Source organism: Massilia sp. H6, assembly GCF_024802625.1.
In the GTDB taxonomy this organism is placed as follows: Bacteria; Pseudomonadota; Gammaproteobacteria; order Burkholderiales; family Burkholderiaceae_D; genus Telluria.
Genome location: NZ_CP103371.1, coordinates 3,808,214 through 3,824,520, shown reverse-complemented (window position 1 = coordinate 3,824,520; position 16,307 = coordinate 3,808,214). Strand labels below are relative to the sequence as shown.

The window sequence follows — 16,307 nt, the reverse complement described above, 5'->3', positions numbered from 1 at the left end:
GAGCCCATGACCAACGCAACTTCCAGCCGCATCCCAGCTTTCGACACCGGCCCCCTGTCCTGGGTGATCGGCGAAATCCGCGATGCACTGGGGCGCTCGGGCACGGCCCTGCGCGACGCCGCCGGCCGCAGCGCCGAGGCGCAGCCAACCATGCTGCTGCATGCCAAGAGCCACCTGCACCAGGCCCACGGTGCCCTGCAACTGGTGGATGTCGAGGGCATCGGCGCCCTGAGCGCGGCGGCCGAACAGTTGATCGACCGTTTCAAGGACGGCCACCAGGCCTGTACCCTGGAGTCGGTAAAGATCGTGCAGGACGCCTACCAGGCGCTGATCGAATATCTCGAAGAACTGCTGGCCGGCGCGCCCCAGCAGCCGGTGCGCCTGTTTCCCTACTACCGCGACTTGCAAGAAAAGCTGGGCGCCGAGCGCATCCACCCGTCCGACCTGCTGCCCGCCGATCTCGGTAAAGGGGTGGTGCTGGACGCGGAGCCGGCGGCGGCGGCGCCTGATGTCGCGGCCTGCCGCACGCGCTTTGAAAAGTCGCTGTTACCCTACCTCAAGAGCGGCGACAAGGCCGATGGCCGAGCGCACGCGGGCGCGATGCGCGATGCGATCGCACCGATCGCGCCGGCCCAGCCTGAACCGCGCGCACGCCTGTTCTGGCAAGCGCTGCATGCCTTTATCGGCGTGGTGGCCGACGGCCAGGTCGAGAGCGACCTGTACGTCAAGCAGCTGCTGGGACAGGTGAACATGCAGCTGCGCCGCCTGTCGCAGGGGCAGGGCGGCACGCCGGACCCGATGCTGCGCGACGCGCTGTTCTTCGTTGCCTCTGCGGTAGAGCCTGACGCGCAAGCGCACAGGCTGCGCCAGGCCTGCGGCATCGATGGGCTGGTGCCGCACGATTACGACACCCGCCGGTACGGGCGCATCGACCAGGCTACGCTGCTGGAAGCGCGCGAGGCGCTGGCGCGCAGCAAGTCGGACTGGGACCGCATCGCCACCAAGGGCGCGGGCGAGCCCGAGGTCAAGGAAGATTTCAACCAGGCCTTGTCGCGCCTGGCCGGCGCCAGCGAAAAGCTGGGCGCGCCGGCACTGGCACAACTGATGCGCGAACTGGGACGCGCCGCCACCGACGCCATGGCGGCCGGCCGCAGCGACGGCCTGGGGCTGGAAATGGCCACTGCCATGCTGTTCGTCGAGAACGGGCTCGACCAGCTACGCCAGCTGCCGGACGATTTCGCCGAGAACGCGGAAGCGGTCGGCGCCAGGCTGCTGGCGCTGGCGGCCGGCGAAACGCCGCCGGACGCGCCGCACTGGCAGGGCGAACTGGCGCGCCAGATCCAGCAGGGCCAGACCGTGGCGGTGCTGGCCAGCGAGATCAAGGCTGGCCTGCGCCAGGTCGAGAAGCTGCTGGACGATTATTACGACGACCCATCCAAGCGCGACATCCTGGCCCAGGCCGAGCCGGTGCTGCACCAGTTGCAGGGCGCCCTCGCTATTCTTGACCAGGAGCAGGCGGTGCTGGCCGCGCGCCATGTCGCCGGCGAAGTGCGCCTGCTGGCCACCAGCGATGGCGACGTGACGGCGCAATCGAGCGTGCTGCACAACATCGCGCAGAACATCGGCGCGCTCGGCTTTTTCACCGACTTGCTGGGACAGAACAGCGAACTGGCGAAAGGCCGGTTTACCTTCGACGCCGAAAAACGCCTGCTGCGCGAGCTGCCGTTCGAGTTTGTCGAGGCCGCGCCGGTGGCAGTGCCGGACGCGCCGGCAGCACCGCCCGAGGCGTCGATCGAATCGGAGCTGCTCGAGATTTTCATCCTGGAAGCGCAGGAAGTGCTGGGTTTCGTCGCCGAGGCCCTGCCGCAGGCGCAAGCCAACCCGGACAGCCAGGAAATCCTGGCGCTGCTGCGCCGCTCTTTCCATACGCTCAAGGGCAGCAGCCGCATGGTCAGCCTGGAGCGCTTCGCCGACGCGGCGGCGGCGATCGAGCGGGTCATGAACCTGTGGCTGTCCGAGGCGCGCAGCGCCACGCCGGAGCTGCTGGCGCTGCTCCGGCAAGCGCACGCGGAGCTGTCCGATTGGGTAGCCGACCTGCTTGCCAACGGTTGCTCGGCACGCGACAGCGAAGCCCTCGCGGCGGCCGCGGCGCGGGTGCAGCAGGGCGCCCCGGAGCCTGATCGGAAAGCAGACGGGCCGGCGCTGGACGACGTGCCGCTGCTGGTCGACCTGGCCGAGCCGGCGGCCACTGCCGCCGGTCCCGAGATCAAGCGCGTTGGCGAGCTGGACATTGCGCCTGCGCTGCATGCGGTCTACCTCGACGAAACCGAGGCGCTGGTGACGCTGCTGGCCGACGAATTCGCGGCCTGGCGCGCAGAACCGGAGCGGCCGGCCGCGCCGGACGCGGTGAAGGCTGCGCACACGCTGGCCGGCACGTCGGCCACGGTCGGCTACGGCGCGCTGCACGAGCTCGCCCATGCGCTGGAACAGGTACTGGAACAGCTGGCGGCCCCTGGCGCGCGGCTTGACGCGGCCGGACGCGATCTGCTCGACGCCAGCTTGTCGCGCGTGCGCACCATGCTGCAGGTATTCGGGCTGGGCCAGTTCGCCCCAAACCAGCCGGACCTGGTCGGGCAGCTCCACCTGCTCGGCGAGCGCCTGGCCAGCAAACAGGCCGACAAACAGGCAGACAAACAGGCAGACCATGCCTACGGCGACGCCGACCCGGCCCTGCTCGATCAGCTCGACGCGCTCTTTGCCAGCGCCTACGCCGAGCTGCTGGCATCGCCACCCGAAGCCAAACCCGAAGCCGCCGCGCCACCGGCAGTGCGCGACGAGGCTGTCCAGTCGAACGCAGCGAGCGAGATCGACGACCTGTTCGATTCCTTCTTCGACGACCCGTTTGCCGCCGCGGCGTTCGCGGCGCCGCAGCTGGACCAGGCCGCGCCGGACGCTGAGCCTGCGGCGTTCGTGCCGGTCACGCCCGACGAGGCGGTGCTGGAACAGGCGCCCGAGGCACCAGCCCCGGTGCCGGACCCGATGCCGGCGCCGGCACCGCTGGCCGCCGTCCCGGTCTTTGGCGACGAACTCGATCCCGACCTGTTACCGGTATTTCTCGAAGAAGGCGCCGACCTGTTCCCGCAGATCGGCAATGGCCTGCGCCAGTGGCAGCAGAACCCGCAAGACGGCGCCGCCGCCCAGGGCCTGCAGCGCGCGCTGCATACCGTCAAGGGCAGCGCCCGCATGGCCGGCGCCATGCGCCTGGGCCAGCATGCGCACGAACTCGAGACCCAGATCGAGAGCCTGTTGCAGGCCGGGGCTGGCGCGCTGGAAACGAATCCGGCCGCCTTCGACGAACTGCTGGCCAGCTACGACGCGGCGCTACTGCTGTTCGAGCAGTTGCAGCAACCGTCGCCACCGGCGCAGGCCGCGCCAGCGCCGGCCGAAGCGCCCGGCGCGCGTGCGCCGCTGGTGCGGGTGCGTGCCGACATCCTGGACCGGGTGGTGAACCAGGCCGGCGAAGTGTCGATCAGCCGCTCGCGCCTTGAAAACCAGGTCGGCTCGCTCAAGGGCGCGCTGTCCGACTTTTCAGAGAACCTGGACCGCCTGCGCCGCCAGATGCGCGAAATCGCGATCCAGGCCGAGTCGCAGATTGCATCGACCCTGTCGATCGCGGGCGAGCAAAGGTTCGACCCGCTCGAATTCGACCGCTTCACGCGCCTGCAGGAACTGACGCGCATGATGGCCGAGAGCGTGGACGACGTGGAAGCCTTCCACGACAGCCTGTCGCGCACGGTGGACAGCGCGGCCGAGGACCTGGCGGCGCAGTCGCGCATGACGCGCGACCTGCAGCGCGACCTGATGCGGGTACGCATGGTGCCGTTTGCGAGCTTGTCCGAGCGCCTGTTCCGGGTGGCCCGCCAGACCGCGAAAGAACTGGAGAAGCGCGTCAACCTCGACATTCGCGGCGGCGCGGTGGAAATCGACCGCAGCGTGCTCGAGCAGATGGCGGCGCCTTTCGAGCATTTGCTGCGCAATGCGATCGTGCATGGCATCGAACCGCGCTCGCAGCGCAGCGCAGCAGGCAAGCCCGAAACCGGCGAGATCCTGGTGCAGGTCGAGCAGCATGGCAACGAAGTGGCGATCCATTTCGGCGACGACGGCGCCGGGCTCGACCTGGAACGCATCCGCGCCAAGGCGCGCACGCTGGGCCTGATCGGGCCGGACGCGGGCTTGTCCGACCAGGAGGCGGCCGAACTGATTTTCGAGCCGGGCTTCTCGACCGCCGATGCGCTGACCGAGCTGGCCGGCCGCGGCGTCGGCATGGACGTGGTGCGCTCCGAAGCGCAGGCACTGGGCGGGCGCGTGGTGGTCACGACCGAGCCGGGCAAGGGCACCCGTTTCGCGATCCACCTGCCGCTCACGCTGGCGGTGGCGCAGGTGGTGCTGGTGGCCAGCAATGGCCGTACCTACGCGCTGCCATCGACCCTGGTCGAGCAAGTCATGCAGGTGCGCGATACCGACCTGGCCGCCGCCCAGGCATCGGGATCGATCGCGGTGGCCGGGCAGCCGCAGGCGCTGCACACGCTCGCCGCGCTACTGGGTGAGCGCGATCATGGCGCTGCCATGCAGCGCCTCAATCCGGTGCTGGTGGTGCATGGCGCCGGTGGGCGCATCGCGCTGCGCGTGGACGAGGTACTGGGCAACCGCGAAGTGGTGGTCAAGAACGTTGGCCCGCAACTGGCGCGCATGCCCGGCATTGCCGGCGCCACGGTGCTGGGAACCGGCGAGATCGTGCTGATCCTCGATCCGGTGGCGCTGGCGCAGCAGCCCGCCATGCCTGCCGCCAGCGGCACGCCCGATGCGGCGCCCAAGCAGCGCGCCACCGTCATGGTGGTGGACGATTCGATCACCGTGCGCCGCGTTACCCAGCGCCTGCTCGAACGCGAAGGCTATGCGGTGATGCTGGCCAAGGACGGCGTCGATGCGCTCGAGCAGATTGCCCAGGCTAGGCCCGACCTGATGCTGGTCGATATCGAGATGCCGCGCATGGATGGTTTCGACCTGACCCGCCAGCTGCGCGAGAACCCGGCGACCCAGGCCGTGCCGATCATCATGATCACCTCGCGCACGGCCGACAAGCACCGCAACGTGGCGCTGGAGCTGGGAGTAAACGCCTTCTTCGGGAAACCGTACCAGGAGGCGGTGTTGTTGGCAGAGGTCGAGAAACTGCTGGGGCAGGGCTAAGGCCGGCGCCGGCCCGATCAGCCGGCCAGCTTCTTGACCACCGAGAACCGCTCGAGCGTGCGCTTGCGCGCCACGTCGTGCTCGACCACCGGCAACGGATAGTCGCGCCCCAGCACCACGCCTTTGGCTGCCAGCACCCCGGCATCGACCAGCCACGGCGCGTGAATCTCCTTTGCGCCCAGCCGCTCCAGCGCCGGTACCCACTCCCGGATAAAGTCGCCGTGCGCATCGAACCGGGTCGATTGCGACACCGGGTTGAAGATCCGGAACCACGGCTGCGCGTCGCATCCGGTCGATGCCGCCCACTGCCAGCCGCCGTTGTTCGAGGCCAGCTCGTAATCGTTGAGCTTGAGGGCGAAATAGCGCTCGCCGCGGCGCCAGTCGATGCCCAGGTCCTTGGTGAGAAAACTGGCGCTCACCATGCGCAGGCGGTTGTGCATGAAGCCGCTCTGGTTCAGCTGCGCCATCGCCGCATCCACCAGCGGATAGCCGGTGCGGCCTTCGCACCAGGCCTTGAACATGGCATCGGCCTGCGCGCCTGTTTCCCATGCCAGCGCATCGTAGGCCGGCTTGAACGAACGCGTGACCACGTGCGGATTGCGCGCCAGGATCATCGAATAGAAATCGCGCCAGATCAGTTCCGACAACCAGACCCGGCTACCTTCCCCGCCAGCGCCGCTCAGCGCCATCTGCTGCGCGCTGCGCACCAGGTGGCGGATCGAGGTGGTGCCAAAGCGCAGGTGGATCGACAGTCTCGAAGTGCCATCTTCGGACGGAAAATCGCGCGCGCGGCCGTAGTCGGCGATGTGCTCCACAAAGCGCTCGAACAGCGCTTGCGCCCCTTCCATCCCGGCCGGCAGCGGCGGCTCGCCCGGTTCGAATCCGAGCTGCTCGAGCGAAGGCAGGGCAGGTGGCGCCGTGGGCGCCGCAAAGGCGTGCGCGTAGGGCTCGACCGGGTAGCTTGCCAGTGTTTCCGGCATGGCGGCCAGGCGCTTGAGCCAGGCGTTCTTGTAGGGCGTGAACACCGAGAACGGGCCTTTTGCCAGGGTCAGCACTTCGTGCTGTTCGAAAATCACCTGGTCCTTAGAGCTGTGAAATTTCCTGTTATCAGCTTCCAACAGGGCTGCCACGCGTGCGTCGCGATCGACCGCCTCGGGTTCATAATCGGTGCAGACATGGACCGCGTCGACCTGCAATTGGGCGGCGAGCGCGGGAATCACCTCCAGCGGGCGGCCTTGCCGCACGATCAGATAGCCACCGAGCTGGCGCAGCTCGGTGTCGAGGCTGGCCAGGCTGGCATGAATGAACCGCACGCGCCGGTCGTCACGGGGCAGCGCATCGAGGATATCGCTGTCGTACACGAAAACGCAATACACACACCCGGACGAGGTCAAGGCCCGATGCAGGGCTGCATGGTCGAATGCGCGCAAATCGCGCCGGAACCACACCAAGGAGTTGCTCGTATTCATCATCGTGCTCGGGGTCAAGGTGGCGACCGATTTTACTGGGTAGGATTCTTCCTAGGCTGCAGTGCAGCCATCAGGGCGGGACAGTAGCGGGACCGGACCGCATCGGTATTGCAGCACTTGCGGTGCGTGGCGTGGCGCTTCCACAGCCCTTGGACGGATTCAGTGTAAACTATCGAAAAGCGTAACGTTGTTTCGTGGACACTTCCCGGTCGTCTGTTGTTCTTGCGGTGGCCGATAACCAGAGTGAGCCCATCTGAGAGTAAGCGTATGAAAAAAAGCAAAGTTGGCAAGACTCTACCGATGCCCGGCATGCCACCGGAAGACGATACGCTGGGGAACATCGGCCCCGTTTCTTCCGGCCTCAACCTCGCCAACCATTTCCTGATCGCGATGCCATCGATCCAGGATCCGATTTTCGGCGGCACGGTAGTCTATGTCTGCGAGCACAACGAAAAAGGCGTGCTCGGCGTGGTCATCAACAAGCCGACCGACATGACAATGGAAGTGCTGTTCGACCGGGTCGACCTGAAGCTCGGCGCAGGCCTGCGCTCCTCGGTGGTGGACGAGCCGATCATGTTTGGCGGCCCGGTCCAGGACGACCGCGGCTTCGTGTTGCACTCGCCCGGCGGCCGCTATTCGTCCTCGCTCACCGTGACCGACGACGTCGCTTTCACGACCTCGATCGACGTGCTCGAGGCCGTTGCCAACGGCGCCGGTCCGGCCCGCATGCTGGTATCGATCGGTTATTCGGGCTGGAGCCCTGGCCAGCTCGAAGAAGAACTTTCCCGCAACGGCTGGCTCACGGTCGCCGCCGATGCCCACGTCCTGTTCGACCTGCCGATCGAAGAGCGCTATACCGCCGCCATCAAACTGCTGGGAATCGATCCACTCATGCTTGCAACCGAAGCCGGCCATGCATAAAGAAAGTGCCTTTCCCTGATGGTGGACATCGTATTCGGTTTTGACTTCGGGGTGAAGCGCATTGGCATCGCCACCGGCAACACCCTGACTGGACAGGCGCAACCGTTGACGGTCATCAAGGCCATCGACAACACCACCCGTTTCCAGGTCATCGGCGAGCTTATCGACGAATGGAAGCCGGCCCGCCTGATCGTGGGCGAGCCGCGCCATCCCGATGGCGCCGAGCACGACATGACCCTGCGTGCGCGGCGCTTCGCCAACCAGCTCCACGGCCGCTTCAGCCTGCCAGTCGACCTGGTCGACGAGCGCTATTCCTCGGTTGTCATCGCGCACAAGCGCGGCGAGCTTATCGACGCCAAGGCGGCCGCCATCATCTTGCAACAATACTTTGACGAACATGCCAACACCTAAACTGGAGTATGACGCGGAAAGCCTGTACCGCGAGCTGCTGGCCCAGGTCCGCGCCGGCCTGGCCGGCGTGCCGGACCCCGCCATCGTGGGCATCCACTCGGGCGGAGCCTGGCTGGCCGAACGGCTGGCGCGCGACCTCGACCTGCTGGGCCGCTTCGGCACCATCGACGTCTCGTTCTATCGCGACGATTATGCGAAAAAAGGCCTGCACCCGGACGTCAAGCCGACCCACATCCGCTTCGCGGTCGATGGCGCCACCATCGTGCTGGTGGACGATGTGCTGGAGACCGGCCGCACCGTGCGCGCCGCGGTCAACGTGCTGTTCGACTACGGACGCCCGGCCTGCATCCGGCTGGCGGCGCTGGCCGACCGCGGCGGGCGCGAGCTGCCGGTGGCTGCCGACTATGTCGGCGTACGCACCACGCTGCCCTCGCACCAGTCGCTGTGCCTGCAGCGCGGCGATGCCGGCCAGCTCGCGCTGACCATTGAAGAAGATCCTGCCCCAACCACGAGCCATGCCGAAACTACTGCAAAATAATCCACAGCTGAACAAGAACGGCGAGCTGCAGCACCTGCTCAGCATCGAAGGCCTGCCCAAGTCCATCGTGAACCACATCCTCGACACCGCGTCGAGCTTCGTGGGCATCTCCGACCGCGAGGTCAAGAAGGTGCCGCTCATGCGCGGCAAGAGCGTGTTCAATCTGTTCTTCGAGAACAGTACCCGCACCCGCACTACCTTCGAGATCGCGGCCAAGCGCCTGTCGGCCGACGTCATCAACCTGAACATCCAGGCGTCGTCGGCCAGCAAGGGCGAGTCGCTGCTCGATACCATCGACAACCTGTCGGCCATGCACGCCGACATGTTCGTGGTGCGCCATGCGCAGTCGGGCGCGCCCTACCTGATCGCCAAGCACCTGATCGAGAGCGGGCAGTCGCACGTGCACGTGGTCAATGCCGGCGACGGCCGGCACGCGCACCCGACCCAGGGCCTGCTCGACATGTACACGATTCGCCACTACAAGAAAGACTTCACCAACCTGCGGGTGGCGATCGTCGGCGACATTCTTCACAGCCGCGTGGCGCGTTCGGACATCCACGCGCTGACCACGCTGGGCGTGCCCGAAGTGCGCGCCATCGGCCCGCACACGCTGCTCCCTGGCGGCCTGGAACAAATGGGCGTGCGCACCTTCACCGACATGAACGAAGGGCTGAAGGACGTCGACGTGATCATCATGCTGCGCCTGCAGAGCGAGCGCATGAGTGGCGCGCTGCTGCCCTCGGCACAGGAATACTTCAAGAGCTACGGCCTGACCCCGGAGCGCCTGGCGCTGGCCCGGCCGGACGCGATCGTGATGCACCCCGGGCCGATGAACCGCGGTGTCGAGATCGACTCGGCGGTGGCGGACGGCGGCCAGGCGGTGATCCTGCCGCAGGTGACCTTCGGGATCGCGGTACGGATGGCGGTCATGAGCATTTTGGCGGGAGGCAGGACTTGAAATTCGAACGCATGAAACACCATATCAAGAACGGGCGCGTGATCGACCCGGCAAACGGCATCGACAAGGTACAGGACGTGTACATCGCCGGCGGCGTGATTGCCGCCATCGGCACCGCCCCGGACGGCTTCGTGGCCGACAACACCATCGACGCCAGCGGCCTGGTGGTCGCGCCGGGGCTGGTCGACCTGTCGGCGCGCCTGCGCGAGCCGGGCTACGAGTACAAGGCGACGCTCGAATCTGAAATGCAGGCGGCGATGCAGGGCGGCGTGACTACCCTGGTGTGCCCGCCGGACACCGACCCGGTACTGGACGAGCCGGGCCTGGTAGAGATGCTCAAGCACCGCGCGCGCATTCTCGACCAGGCCAATGTGCACCCGCTGGGCGCACTGACCATGGGCCTGAAGGGCCAGGCGCTCACCGAGATGGCCGAGCTGACCGAGGCCGGCTGCATCGGCTTTTCGCAGGCCGAAGTGCCGGTGCTCGACACCAACGTGCTGCTGCGTGCGATGCAGTATGCGAAAACCTTCGGTTTCACCGTGTGGCTGCGTCCCCAGGATGCCCATATCGGCCGTGGCGGCGTGGCCCACAGCGGGCCGCTGGCTTCGCGCCTGGGCCTGTCCGGCGTGCCGACCATGTCCGAGACCATCGCGCTGCACACCATTTTCGAACTCATGCGCGCCAGCGGCGCCCGCGTGCACCTGTGCCGCATGTCGTCGAGCGAAGGCCTGGCGCTGGTCAGGGCGGCCAAGAAAGAAGGCTTGCCGGTCAGCTGCGACGTCGGCGTGCATCACCTGCACCTGACCGATGCCGACATCGGCTTCTTCGATCCCAACGCGCGCTTCAATCCGCCGCTGCGCAGCCAGCGCGACCGTGAAGCGATCCGCAGCGGCCTGCTCGATGGCACCGTCGATGCGATCTGCTCGGACCACACCCCGGTCGACGACGACGAGAAACTGCTGCCTTTCGGCGAAGCTTCGCCCGGCGCCACCGGCCTGGAACTGCTGCTATCGCTGAGCCTGAAGTGGGCCGAGGACCAGCACGGCGGCGATGCGCTGGTGCAGGCGATCTCCAAGATCACGCATGAGGCGGCGCGCATTGCCGGCCTGCCCGCCGGCACGCTCTCGGTCGGCGCGGCGGCCGACCTGGTGCTGTTCGACCCGGACGCGCGCTGGAAGGTCGAGCGCAAGGCGCTCGCCAGCCAGGGCAAGCACACGCCTTTCCTGGGCTACGAGCTGGCCGGGCAGGTACGTGCGACCATCGTGCGCGGCCGCGTTGCTTACCAGCGCTGAGCGCGGCGGGCCGCTGGCCTTGCCCGCCCCGTTCGAGCTTCGCGCATCGTGAAGCTGCGCCTGGCATTGCGCCTTGCGCGCCTCGCGGTCCACCTGGTGGCCGGCCTGGCCACCTGCGCCGTCGTGTTCCCGCTGGCGTCGAACGCGTTGCGCGCGCGCCTGACGCGGCGCTGGTCGCGCAAGCTGGTCGGCATCTGCCGGGTCAGCGTGGAAGCCGCGCCCGGCGCGCCGGTGCTCGAGCATGCGCTGGTGGTGGCCAACCACGTCTCCTGGCTCGACATCTTCGTGATCAACGCCCTGTACCCGTGCCGTTTCGTGGCCAAGGCCGAGATCCGCGCCTGGCCGGTGCTGGGCTGGCTGGCGCACGCTGCTGGCACGGTGTTCATCGCGCGCGGCAACCGACGCGAGCTGCGCCATATCTTCAAGGGCATCGTCGCGGTGCTGGCGCAGGGCCAGCGCGTGGCCTTCTTCCCCGAAGGGACGACCTCGCATCAGGGTGAGGTGCTGCCTTTCCACGCCAACCTGTTCGAGGCCGCCATCGATGCCAAGGTGGCGGTGCAGCCGTATGCGCTGGCCTATCTCGACGCTGGCGGCGGCCATCACCCGTCGGTCGACTATAGCGGCGATATCAGTTTTGTCGACAGTATGTTCCGGATCCTGGAGGGCGAGCCGGTGCGGGCGCGGCTGCAGGCGCTGGCTCCCATCGAAGGCGTGGGTGCGCACCGGCGCGAACTGGCGCAGGCCGCGCACGACGCCGTGGCAGGGGCCTTGCGAGGCTAAATGACAGCACCGCCCTGTGATTCGTGAAATGAATCACAGGGTAATGAATCATATATTGGACAACTCACAGCAAGCGGAGCACGCTGGTGCTTTGCACCATTGCCAGCTTGAGGAGAGCACCATGCCCGTCTATCGTTCACATACCACCACCCAGGGCCGCAACATGGCTGGCGCGCGCGCGCTGTGGCGCGCCACCGGCATGAAAGATGGCGATTTCGACAAGCCGATCATTGCGGTGGTCAACTCGTTTACGCAGTTCGTGCCCGGCCATGTGCACCTGAAGGACCTGGGCCAGCTGGTGGCGCGCGAGATCGAAGCCTCCGGCGGCGTGGCCAAGGAATTCAATACCATCGCGGTCGATGACGGCATCGCCATGGGCCACGGCGGCATGCTCTATTCGCTGCCTTCGCGCGACCTGATCGCCGACTCGGTCGAATACATGGTCAATGCCCATTGCGCCGATGCGATGGTGTGCATCTCGAACTGCGACAAGATCACGCCGGGCATGCTGATGGCCGCGATGCGCCTGAACATTCCGGTGGTATTCGTGTCGGGCGGGCCGATGGAGGCGGGCAAGGTGATCAAGACGGTCGGCAGCGGCCAGCAGATCATCAAGCTCGACCTGATCGACGCCATGATCAAGGCCGGCGACAGCAGCGTGTCCGATGCCGACGTGGCAGAGATCGAGCGCGCCGCCTGCCCGACCTGCGGCTCGTGCTCGGGCATGTTCACGGCCAATTCGATGAATTGCCTGACCGAAGCGCTTGGCCTGGCGCTGCCGGGCAACGGCACCATCGTCGCCACCCACTCAGATCGCAAGGAGCTGTTCCTGCGCGCCGGCCGCCTGATCGTCGAGGTCGCCAAGCGCCACTACGAACAGGATGACTATTCGGTGCTGCCGCGGAGCATCGCCAGCAAGGCCGCATTCGAAAACGCCATGGCGCTGGACGTGTCGATGGGTGGCTCCACCAACACCGTGCTGCACCTGCTGGCGGCGGCGCACGAGGCGCAGGTCGAATTCACCATGGCCGACATCGACCGCATCTCGCGCAAGGTGCCCTGCCTGTGCAAGGTGGCACCCATGACCGACAAATACCACATCGAAGACGTGCACCGCGCTGGCGGCATCATGTCGATCCTGGGCGAACTGGCGCGCGCCGGCCTGCTCGACACGTCGCTGCCGACCGTGCACAGCCCGACCCTTGAAGCAGCCCTCGCGAAGTACGACATCCGCGTCAGCGACGACCAGGGCGTACACCAGCTGTTTCGCGCCGCGCCGGGCGGCGTGCCGACCCAGGTGGCGTTCTCGCAGTCCGAACGCTTTGCCGGCAATGACCTCGACCGCAGCTTGGGCTGCATCCGCGACCGCGAGCACGCGTATTCGCAAGATGGCGGCCTGGCGGTGTTGTACGGGAATATCGCCGAGAAGGGGTGCATCGTGAAGACTGCCGGCGTGGACGAGAGCATTTTGGTCTTCTCCGGCAAGGCGCGCGTATTCGAGAGCCAGGACGCGGCGGTGGAAGCGATCCTGGGAGACACCGTGGAGGCGGGCGACGTCGTAATCATCCGCTACGAGGGCCCGAAAGGCGGACCGGGCATGCAAGAGATGCTCTACCCGACCTCGTACATCAAGTCCAAGGGCCTGGGCAAGGCCTGCGCGCTGTTCACGGACGGGCGCTTCTCGGGCGGCTCATCTGGCCTGGTGATCGGCCATGCTTCGCCGGAAGCGGCCGAGGGCGGAGCGATCGCCCTGGTGGAAGAGGGGGATGTCATCGACATCGATATCCCGGCGCGCACCATCAATCTGCGGGTGAGCTTTGAAGAGCTAGCGCACCGGCGCGGCAAGATGGAAGACCGCGGGCGCGACGCGTGGATGCCGGTCGGGCGCGAGCGCCATGTGTCGCAGGCGCTGCAGGCCTATGCGGCGTTGACGACGTCGGCCGATCGTGGGGCGGTACGGGACATCACCCAGCTGCGCCGCTAAGCCGTGGGGTGGGCGGGATCGCCGTTCACCCTATTTTTTACCACCATGCTCGCGGTATTCCGGGCAATCGACCTGCAACAGCTTGCGGTCGTCCAGGCACACCGCCGTCAGCTTTCCGCCCCACACGCAGCCGCTGTCCAGGCCAATGAGGTTTGGCCGCAGCACCAGTCCCAGCGCCGACCAGTGTCCGAACACCACGGTCACATCCGCCGTCCGGCGCTGGGGCAGGTCGAACCACGGCAGCAGTCCCGACCCCTCCGGCCCGACCTCGCTTTCCTTGTGCAGGAAATCCATGCGCCCGTCCGCGGTGCACAGGCGCACGCGGGTGAGTGCATTGACGATGCAGCGCAGCCGCGCAATGCCGGTCAGGTCGTCGCTCCACCGGTCTGGCTCGTTGCCATACATCTGGCGCAGAAAGTCGATCCAGCCATCGCCGCGCAGGGTGGTTTCGACTTCGTGCGCCAGCGCCATGGTCTGCGCCGCGCTCCATTGCGGCGCCACCCCCGCGTGCACCAGCAGGTGCGCGTCGACGAACATCGCCAGCGGGCGCCGGCGCAGCCAGTCGATCAACGCCTCGCAGTCGGGTGCGGCCAGGATCTCGCCAAGCGTGTCGGAACGGCTGGCGCGCTGCGCGCCTACCGCCACCGCGATCAGGTGCAGGTCGTGGTTGCCGAGCAGGGCGTCGACCCGGTCCGGATCTGCATCGGACAAGGCCTTCATGCGGCGCAGGGCGGTCAGTGAATCGGGGCCGCGGTTGATCAAGTCGCCGACGAACAGGATGCGCGGCAGCGGCTGTCCGTGTTCGAGTGCATCGTCGTGGATGCGCTCGATGAGCAATTGGGCTTCGTGGGCGCAGCCCTGCAGGTCGCCGATGGCGTAGGTTCTCATGTTGTTCTTATCGAATGTGGGCCGGCGGTTTTTGGATACTAAATGATTTTGCCTGCCCCTGCATCCGATTGCCTGGCGCGCGCAATGCGCCGTTTTTGAACGATTGGATGCATGGCGGTTTGACCGGATCGGCACGCGCGGCGTAGTTTCCATTTCGTGGCCGGAGCGCCTGATCTTATCCGGTACAATGGCGCCGGGTTCGATTGACAAGAGTGCCGTGGTTTTTTCCGCGGAGTCGAAGCGGAAACGACTCGCTTGACTGCACCGAAAGAATAATAAATGTTCTCCTTTTTTGTCAGTTTCGTCTTGTCCGCGCTGCTGACTCTGCTTGTAATTAAACTGGCCAAGCGCAATGGTTCGGCGCTCGACAGCGATTATGGCGGCGTACAGAAGTTCCACTCCCATTCAGTTGCGCGCATAGGCGGCGTCCCGATTTATCTGGCGGTAGTCATCACCGGCGCGGTATCGGTGTGGCGCGAGCCTTCGCTCGGGCCATGGCTCGCCCCTTTGCTCGGATGCGCATGCATTGCAATGGCAGGCGGAATCGTCGAAGACTATACGGGCCGGGTGTCTCCGGCACGCCGGCTGCTGCTCACCATGGTGGCGGCGCTGCTGGCGTATTACCTGCTCGGAGCCAGGCTGGTGCGTCTCGACCTACCCTGGGGCATATTGCCGCTGCAGCTGGACTGGATTGTGTTGCCGCTCACGGTACTGGCAGTGGCGGGTATCGCCAATGCGGTCAATATCATCGATGGATTCAATGGCCTGGCCAGCGTGGTCACCATCTGCATGCTGATGTCGCTGGCGTATGTGGCGCTCCAGGTAGGCGATATGTTCGTGCTGGTGACGGCGCTGGTAGTGGCTGGTGCAACCTTCGGCTTCCTGATCTGGAATTACCCGGTCGGCCTGATCTTCCTGGGCGATGGCGGCGCATATTTTATCGGCTTCATGCTGGGAGAGCTCGCGCTGCTGCTGGTCATGCGCAATCCGGAAGTGTCGACATGGTATGCCGCTTTGCTGCTGATCTATCCCGCATTCGAAACCATTTTCTCGGCGTACCGGCGCATGTTCGTACGCGGTAAATCCCCGGCGCTGCCAGACGGGATTCACCTGCATAGCTTGATTTTCCGGCGGATTGTGCAATGGACGGTCGGGCCCCGAGAGGCGCGCGCATTGATGAAGCGGAACGCGCGCACTTCGCCTTATTTATGGCTCTTTTCGCTGATGGCGGTGATTCCGGCCACCGTGTTCTGGAAAAACACAGGCGCACTGATCTTCTTCAGCTTGTTGTTTGTAATCAGTTACCTTTGGTTATATGCGCGTATCGTTCGCTTTAAGTCTCCGCGATGGCTTTTTTTGCACAGGAAAGGCCGCGAATAGATTTCAAATGTAGTATATTGCGACAATTGGTGAGTTTTCTCCGTGCCGGTATCGAACTCTGTATCAACCTTAACTATCGAGGGAACGAAAATGGATCTGTCTAATATGTCGGTAGGCGATATGCGCAACCTGCAAGAGCAAATCAAGCAGGAAATGAAGAAGCGCGAAGTGCAGGAAGTGCAAAAAGCACGCGAACAAATCCTGGCAATCGCACAAAGCGTCGGCGTGCCGCTCAAAGAGCTGCTCGCGACCGGCGGTCGCAGCAATTCGACCAAGGGTAATTCGGTGGCAGTGCGTTTCCGCCACCCTGACAACGCTTCGCAGCAATGGACTGGCCGCGGTCGCCAGCCGAAGTGGGTCAAGGAATGGGTTGAAAGCGGCAAGTCGATCGACAAGCTGCGCGTGTAATCGAGCCGGCATTGCCGGCCAACGAGTTACT

12 protein-coding genes are annotated in these 16,307 nt (G+C 65.8%); 10 read left to right on the top strand and 2 right to left on the bottom strand.

The genetic code is table 11. The features are described 5' to 3' along the window. The first annotated feature begins 6 nt into the window (after positions 1–6). A complete protein-coding gene (locus NRS07_RS17090; protein ID WP_259209102.1) occupies positions 7–5,247 on the top strand; it encodes an Hpt domain-containing protein in 5,241 nt (1,746 codons plus the stop codon). Positions 5,248–5,264: 17 nt separating this feature from the next. Here the strand turns inward: NRS07_RS17090 and NRS07_RS17085 are convergent, their stop codons facing one another. Then, a complete protein-coding gene (locus NRS07_RS17085; protein WP_259213345.1) occupies positions 5,265–6,716 on the bottom strand; it encodes a deoxyribodipyrimidine photo-lyase in 1,452 nt (483 codons plus the stop codon). Positions 6,717–6,983: 267 nt separating this feature from the next. Here NRS07_RS17085 and NRS07_RS17080 point away from each other — a divergent pair, with 267 nt between their 5' ends. The 7 genes from NRS07_RS17080 (at position 6,984) to ilvD (ending at position 13,600) form a co-directional block, all read left to right on the top strand. Then, on the top strand, positions 6,984–7,637 hold the full coding sequence (locus tag NRS07_RS17080; protein ID WP_373889834.1) for a YqgE/AlgH family protein: 654 nt from the start codon (positions 6,984–6,986) through the stop codon (positions 7,635–7,637). An 18-nt stretch (positions 7,638–7,655) separates the two neighbouring features. After that, positions 7,656–8,048: a Holliday junction resolvase RuvX gene (ruvX, locus tag NRS07_RS17075; protein WP_259209099.1), complete on the top strand. Its 393-nt coding sequence runs from the start codon at positions 7,656–7,658 to the stop codon at positions 8,046–8,048. After that, the gene (gene pyrR, locus NRS07_RS17070) at positions 8,035–8,586 is read left to right on the top strand and encodes a bifunctional pyr operon transcriptional regulator/uracil phosphoribosyltransferase PyrR (RefSeq protein ID WP_259209098.1); all 552 of its coding nucleotides are present in this window, start codon (positions 8,035–8,037) and stop codon (positions 8,584–8,586) included. The genes ruvX and pyrR overlap by 14 nt, the downstream gene beginning before the upstream one ends. Then, positions 8,564–9,544 (top strand): aspartate carbamoyltransferase catalytic subunit, encoded by a 981-nt coding sequence (locus tag NRS07_RS17065; RefSeq protein WP_259209096.1) that lies wholly within the window; start codon positions 8,564–8,566, stop codon positions 9,542–9,544. Before pyrR ends, NRS07_RS17065 begins: the two co-directional genes overlap by 23 nt. 11 nt (positions 9,545–9,555) lie before the next feature. Beyond that, complete coding sequence (locus NRS07_RS17060; protein WP_259213343.1) at positions 9,556–10,836, top strand: dihydroorotase; 1,281 nt, start codon at positions 9,556–9,558, stop codon at positions 10,834–10,836. Between the two features lie 48 nt (positions 10,837–10,884). After that, positions 10,885–11,616 (top strand): 1-acyl-sn-glycerol-3-phosphate acyltransferase, encoded by a 732-nt coding sequence (locus NRS07_RS17055; protein ID WP_259209093.1) that lies wholly within the window; start codon positions 10,885–10,887, stop codon positions 11,614–11,616. Positions 11,617–11,737: 121 nt separating this feature from the next. Then, the gene (gene ilvD, locus NRS07_RS17050) at positions 11,738–13,600 is read left to right on the top strand and encodes a dihydroxy-acid dehydratase (RefSeq protein ID WP_259209091.1); all 1,863 of its coding nucleotides are present in this window, start codon (positions 11,738–11,740) and stop codon (positions 13,598–13,600) included. 30 nt (positions 13,601–13,630) lie between these two features. Here the strand turns inward: ilvD and NRS07_RS17045 are convergent, their stop codons facing one another. Further along, positions 13,631–14,488 (bottom strand): symmetrical bis(5'-nucleosyl)-tetraphosphatase, encoded by an 858-nt coding sequence (locus tag NRS07_RS17045; RefSeq protein WP_259209089.1) that lies wholly within the window; start codon positions 14,486–14,488, stop codon positions 13,631–13,633. A 279-nt stretch (positions 14,489–14,767) separates the two neighbouring features. Between NRS07_RS17045 and NRS07_RS17040 the strand changes: the two genes are divergently transcribed. Next, a complete protein-coding gene (locus NRS07_RS17040) occupies positions 14,768–15,868 on the top strand; it encodes a glycosyltransferase family 4 protein (RefSeq protein WP_259209085.1) in 1,101 nt (366 codons plus the stop codon). 90 nt (positions 15,869–15,958) lie between these two features. Beyond that, on the top strand, positions 15,959–16,276 hold the full coding sequence (locus tag NRS07_RS17035) for an H-NS histone family protein (RefSeq protein WP_259209083.1): 318 nt from the start codon (positions 15,959–15,961) through the stop codon (positions 16,274–16,276). The last annotated feature ends 31 nt before the right edge of the window (positions 16,277–16,307 follow it).

Excerpts from the sequence above, each read along its gene's own strand:
- NRS07_RS17090 (WP_259209102.1), top strand. The coding sequence starts at position 7 with ATGACCAACGCAACTTCCAGCCGCATCCCAGCTTTCGACACCGGCCCC.
- NRS07_RS17085 (WP_259213345.1), bottom strand. The coding sequence starts at position 6,716 with ATGAATACGAGCAACTCCTTGGTGTGGTTCCGGCGCGATTTGCGCGCA.
- NRS07_RS17080 (WP_373889834.1), top strand. The coding sequence starts at position 6,984 with ATGAAAAAAAGCAAAGTTGGCAAGACTCTACCGATGCCCGGCATGCCA.
- ruvX (WP_259209099.1), top strand. The coding sequence starts at position 7,656 with ATGGTGGACATCGTATTCGGTTTTGACTTCGGGGTGAAGCGCATTGGC.
- pyrR (WP_259209098.1), top strand. The coding sequence starts at position 8,035 with ATGCCAACACCTAAACTGGAGTATGACGCGGAAAGCCTGTACCGCGAG.
- NRS07_RS17065 (WP_259209096.1), top strand. The coding sequence starts at position 8,564 with ATGCCGAAACTACTGCAAAATAATCCACAGCTGAACAAGAACGGCGAG.
- NRS07_RS17060 (WP_259213343.1), top strand. The coding sequence starts at position 9,556 with ATGAAACACCATATCAAGAACGGGCGCGTGATCGACCCGGCAAACGGC.
- ilvD (WP_259209091.1), top strand. The coding sequence starts at position 11,738 with ATGCCCGTCTATCGTTCACATACCACCACCCAGGGCCGCAACATGGCT.
- NRS07_RS17045 (WP_259209089.1), bottom strand. The coding sequence starts at position 14,488 with ATGAGAACCTACGCCATCGGCGACCTGCAGGGCTGCGCCCACGAAGCC.
- NRS07_RS17040 (WP_259209085.1), top strand. The coding sequence starts at position 14,768 with ATGTTCTCCTTTTTTGTCAGTTTCGTCTTGTCCGCGCTGCTGACTCTG.
- NRS07_RS17035 (WP_259209083.1), top strand. The coding sequence starts at position 15,959 with ATGGATCTGTCTAATATGTCGGTAGGCGATATGCGCAACCTGCAAGAG.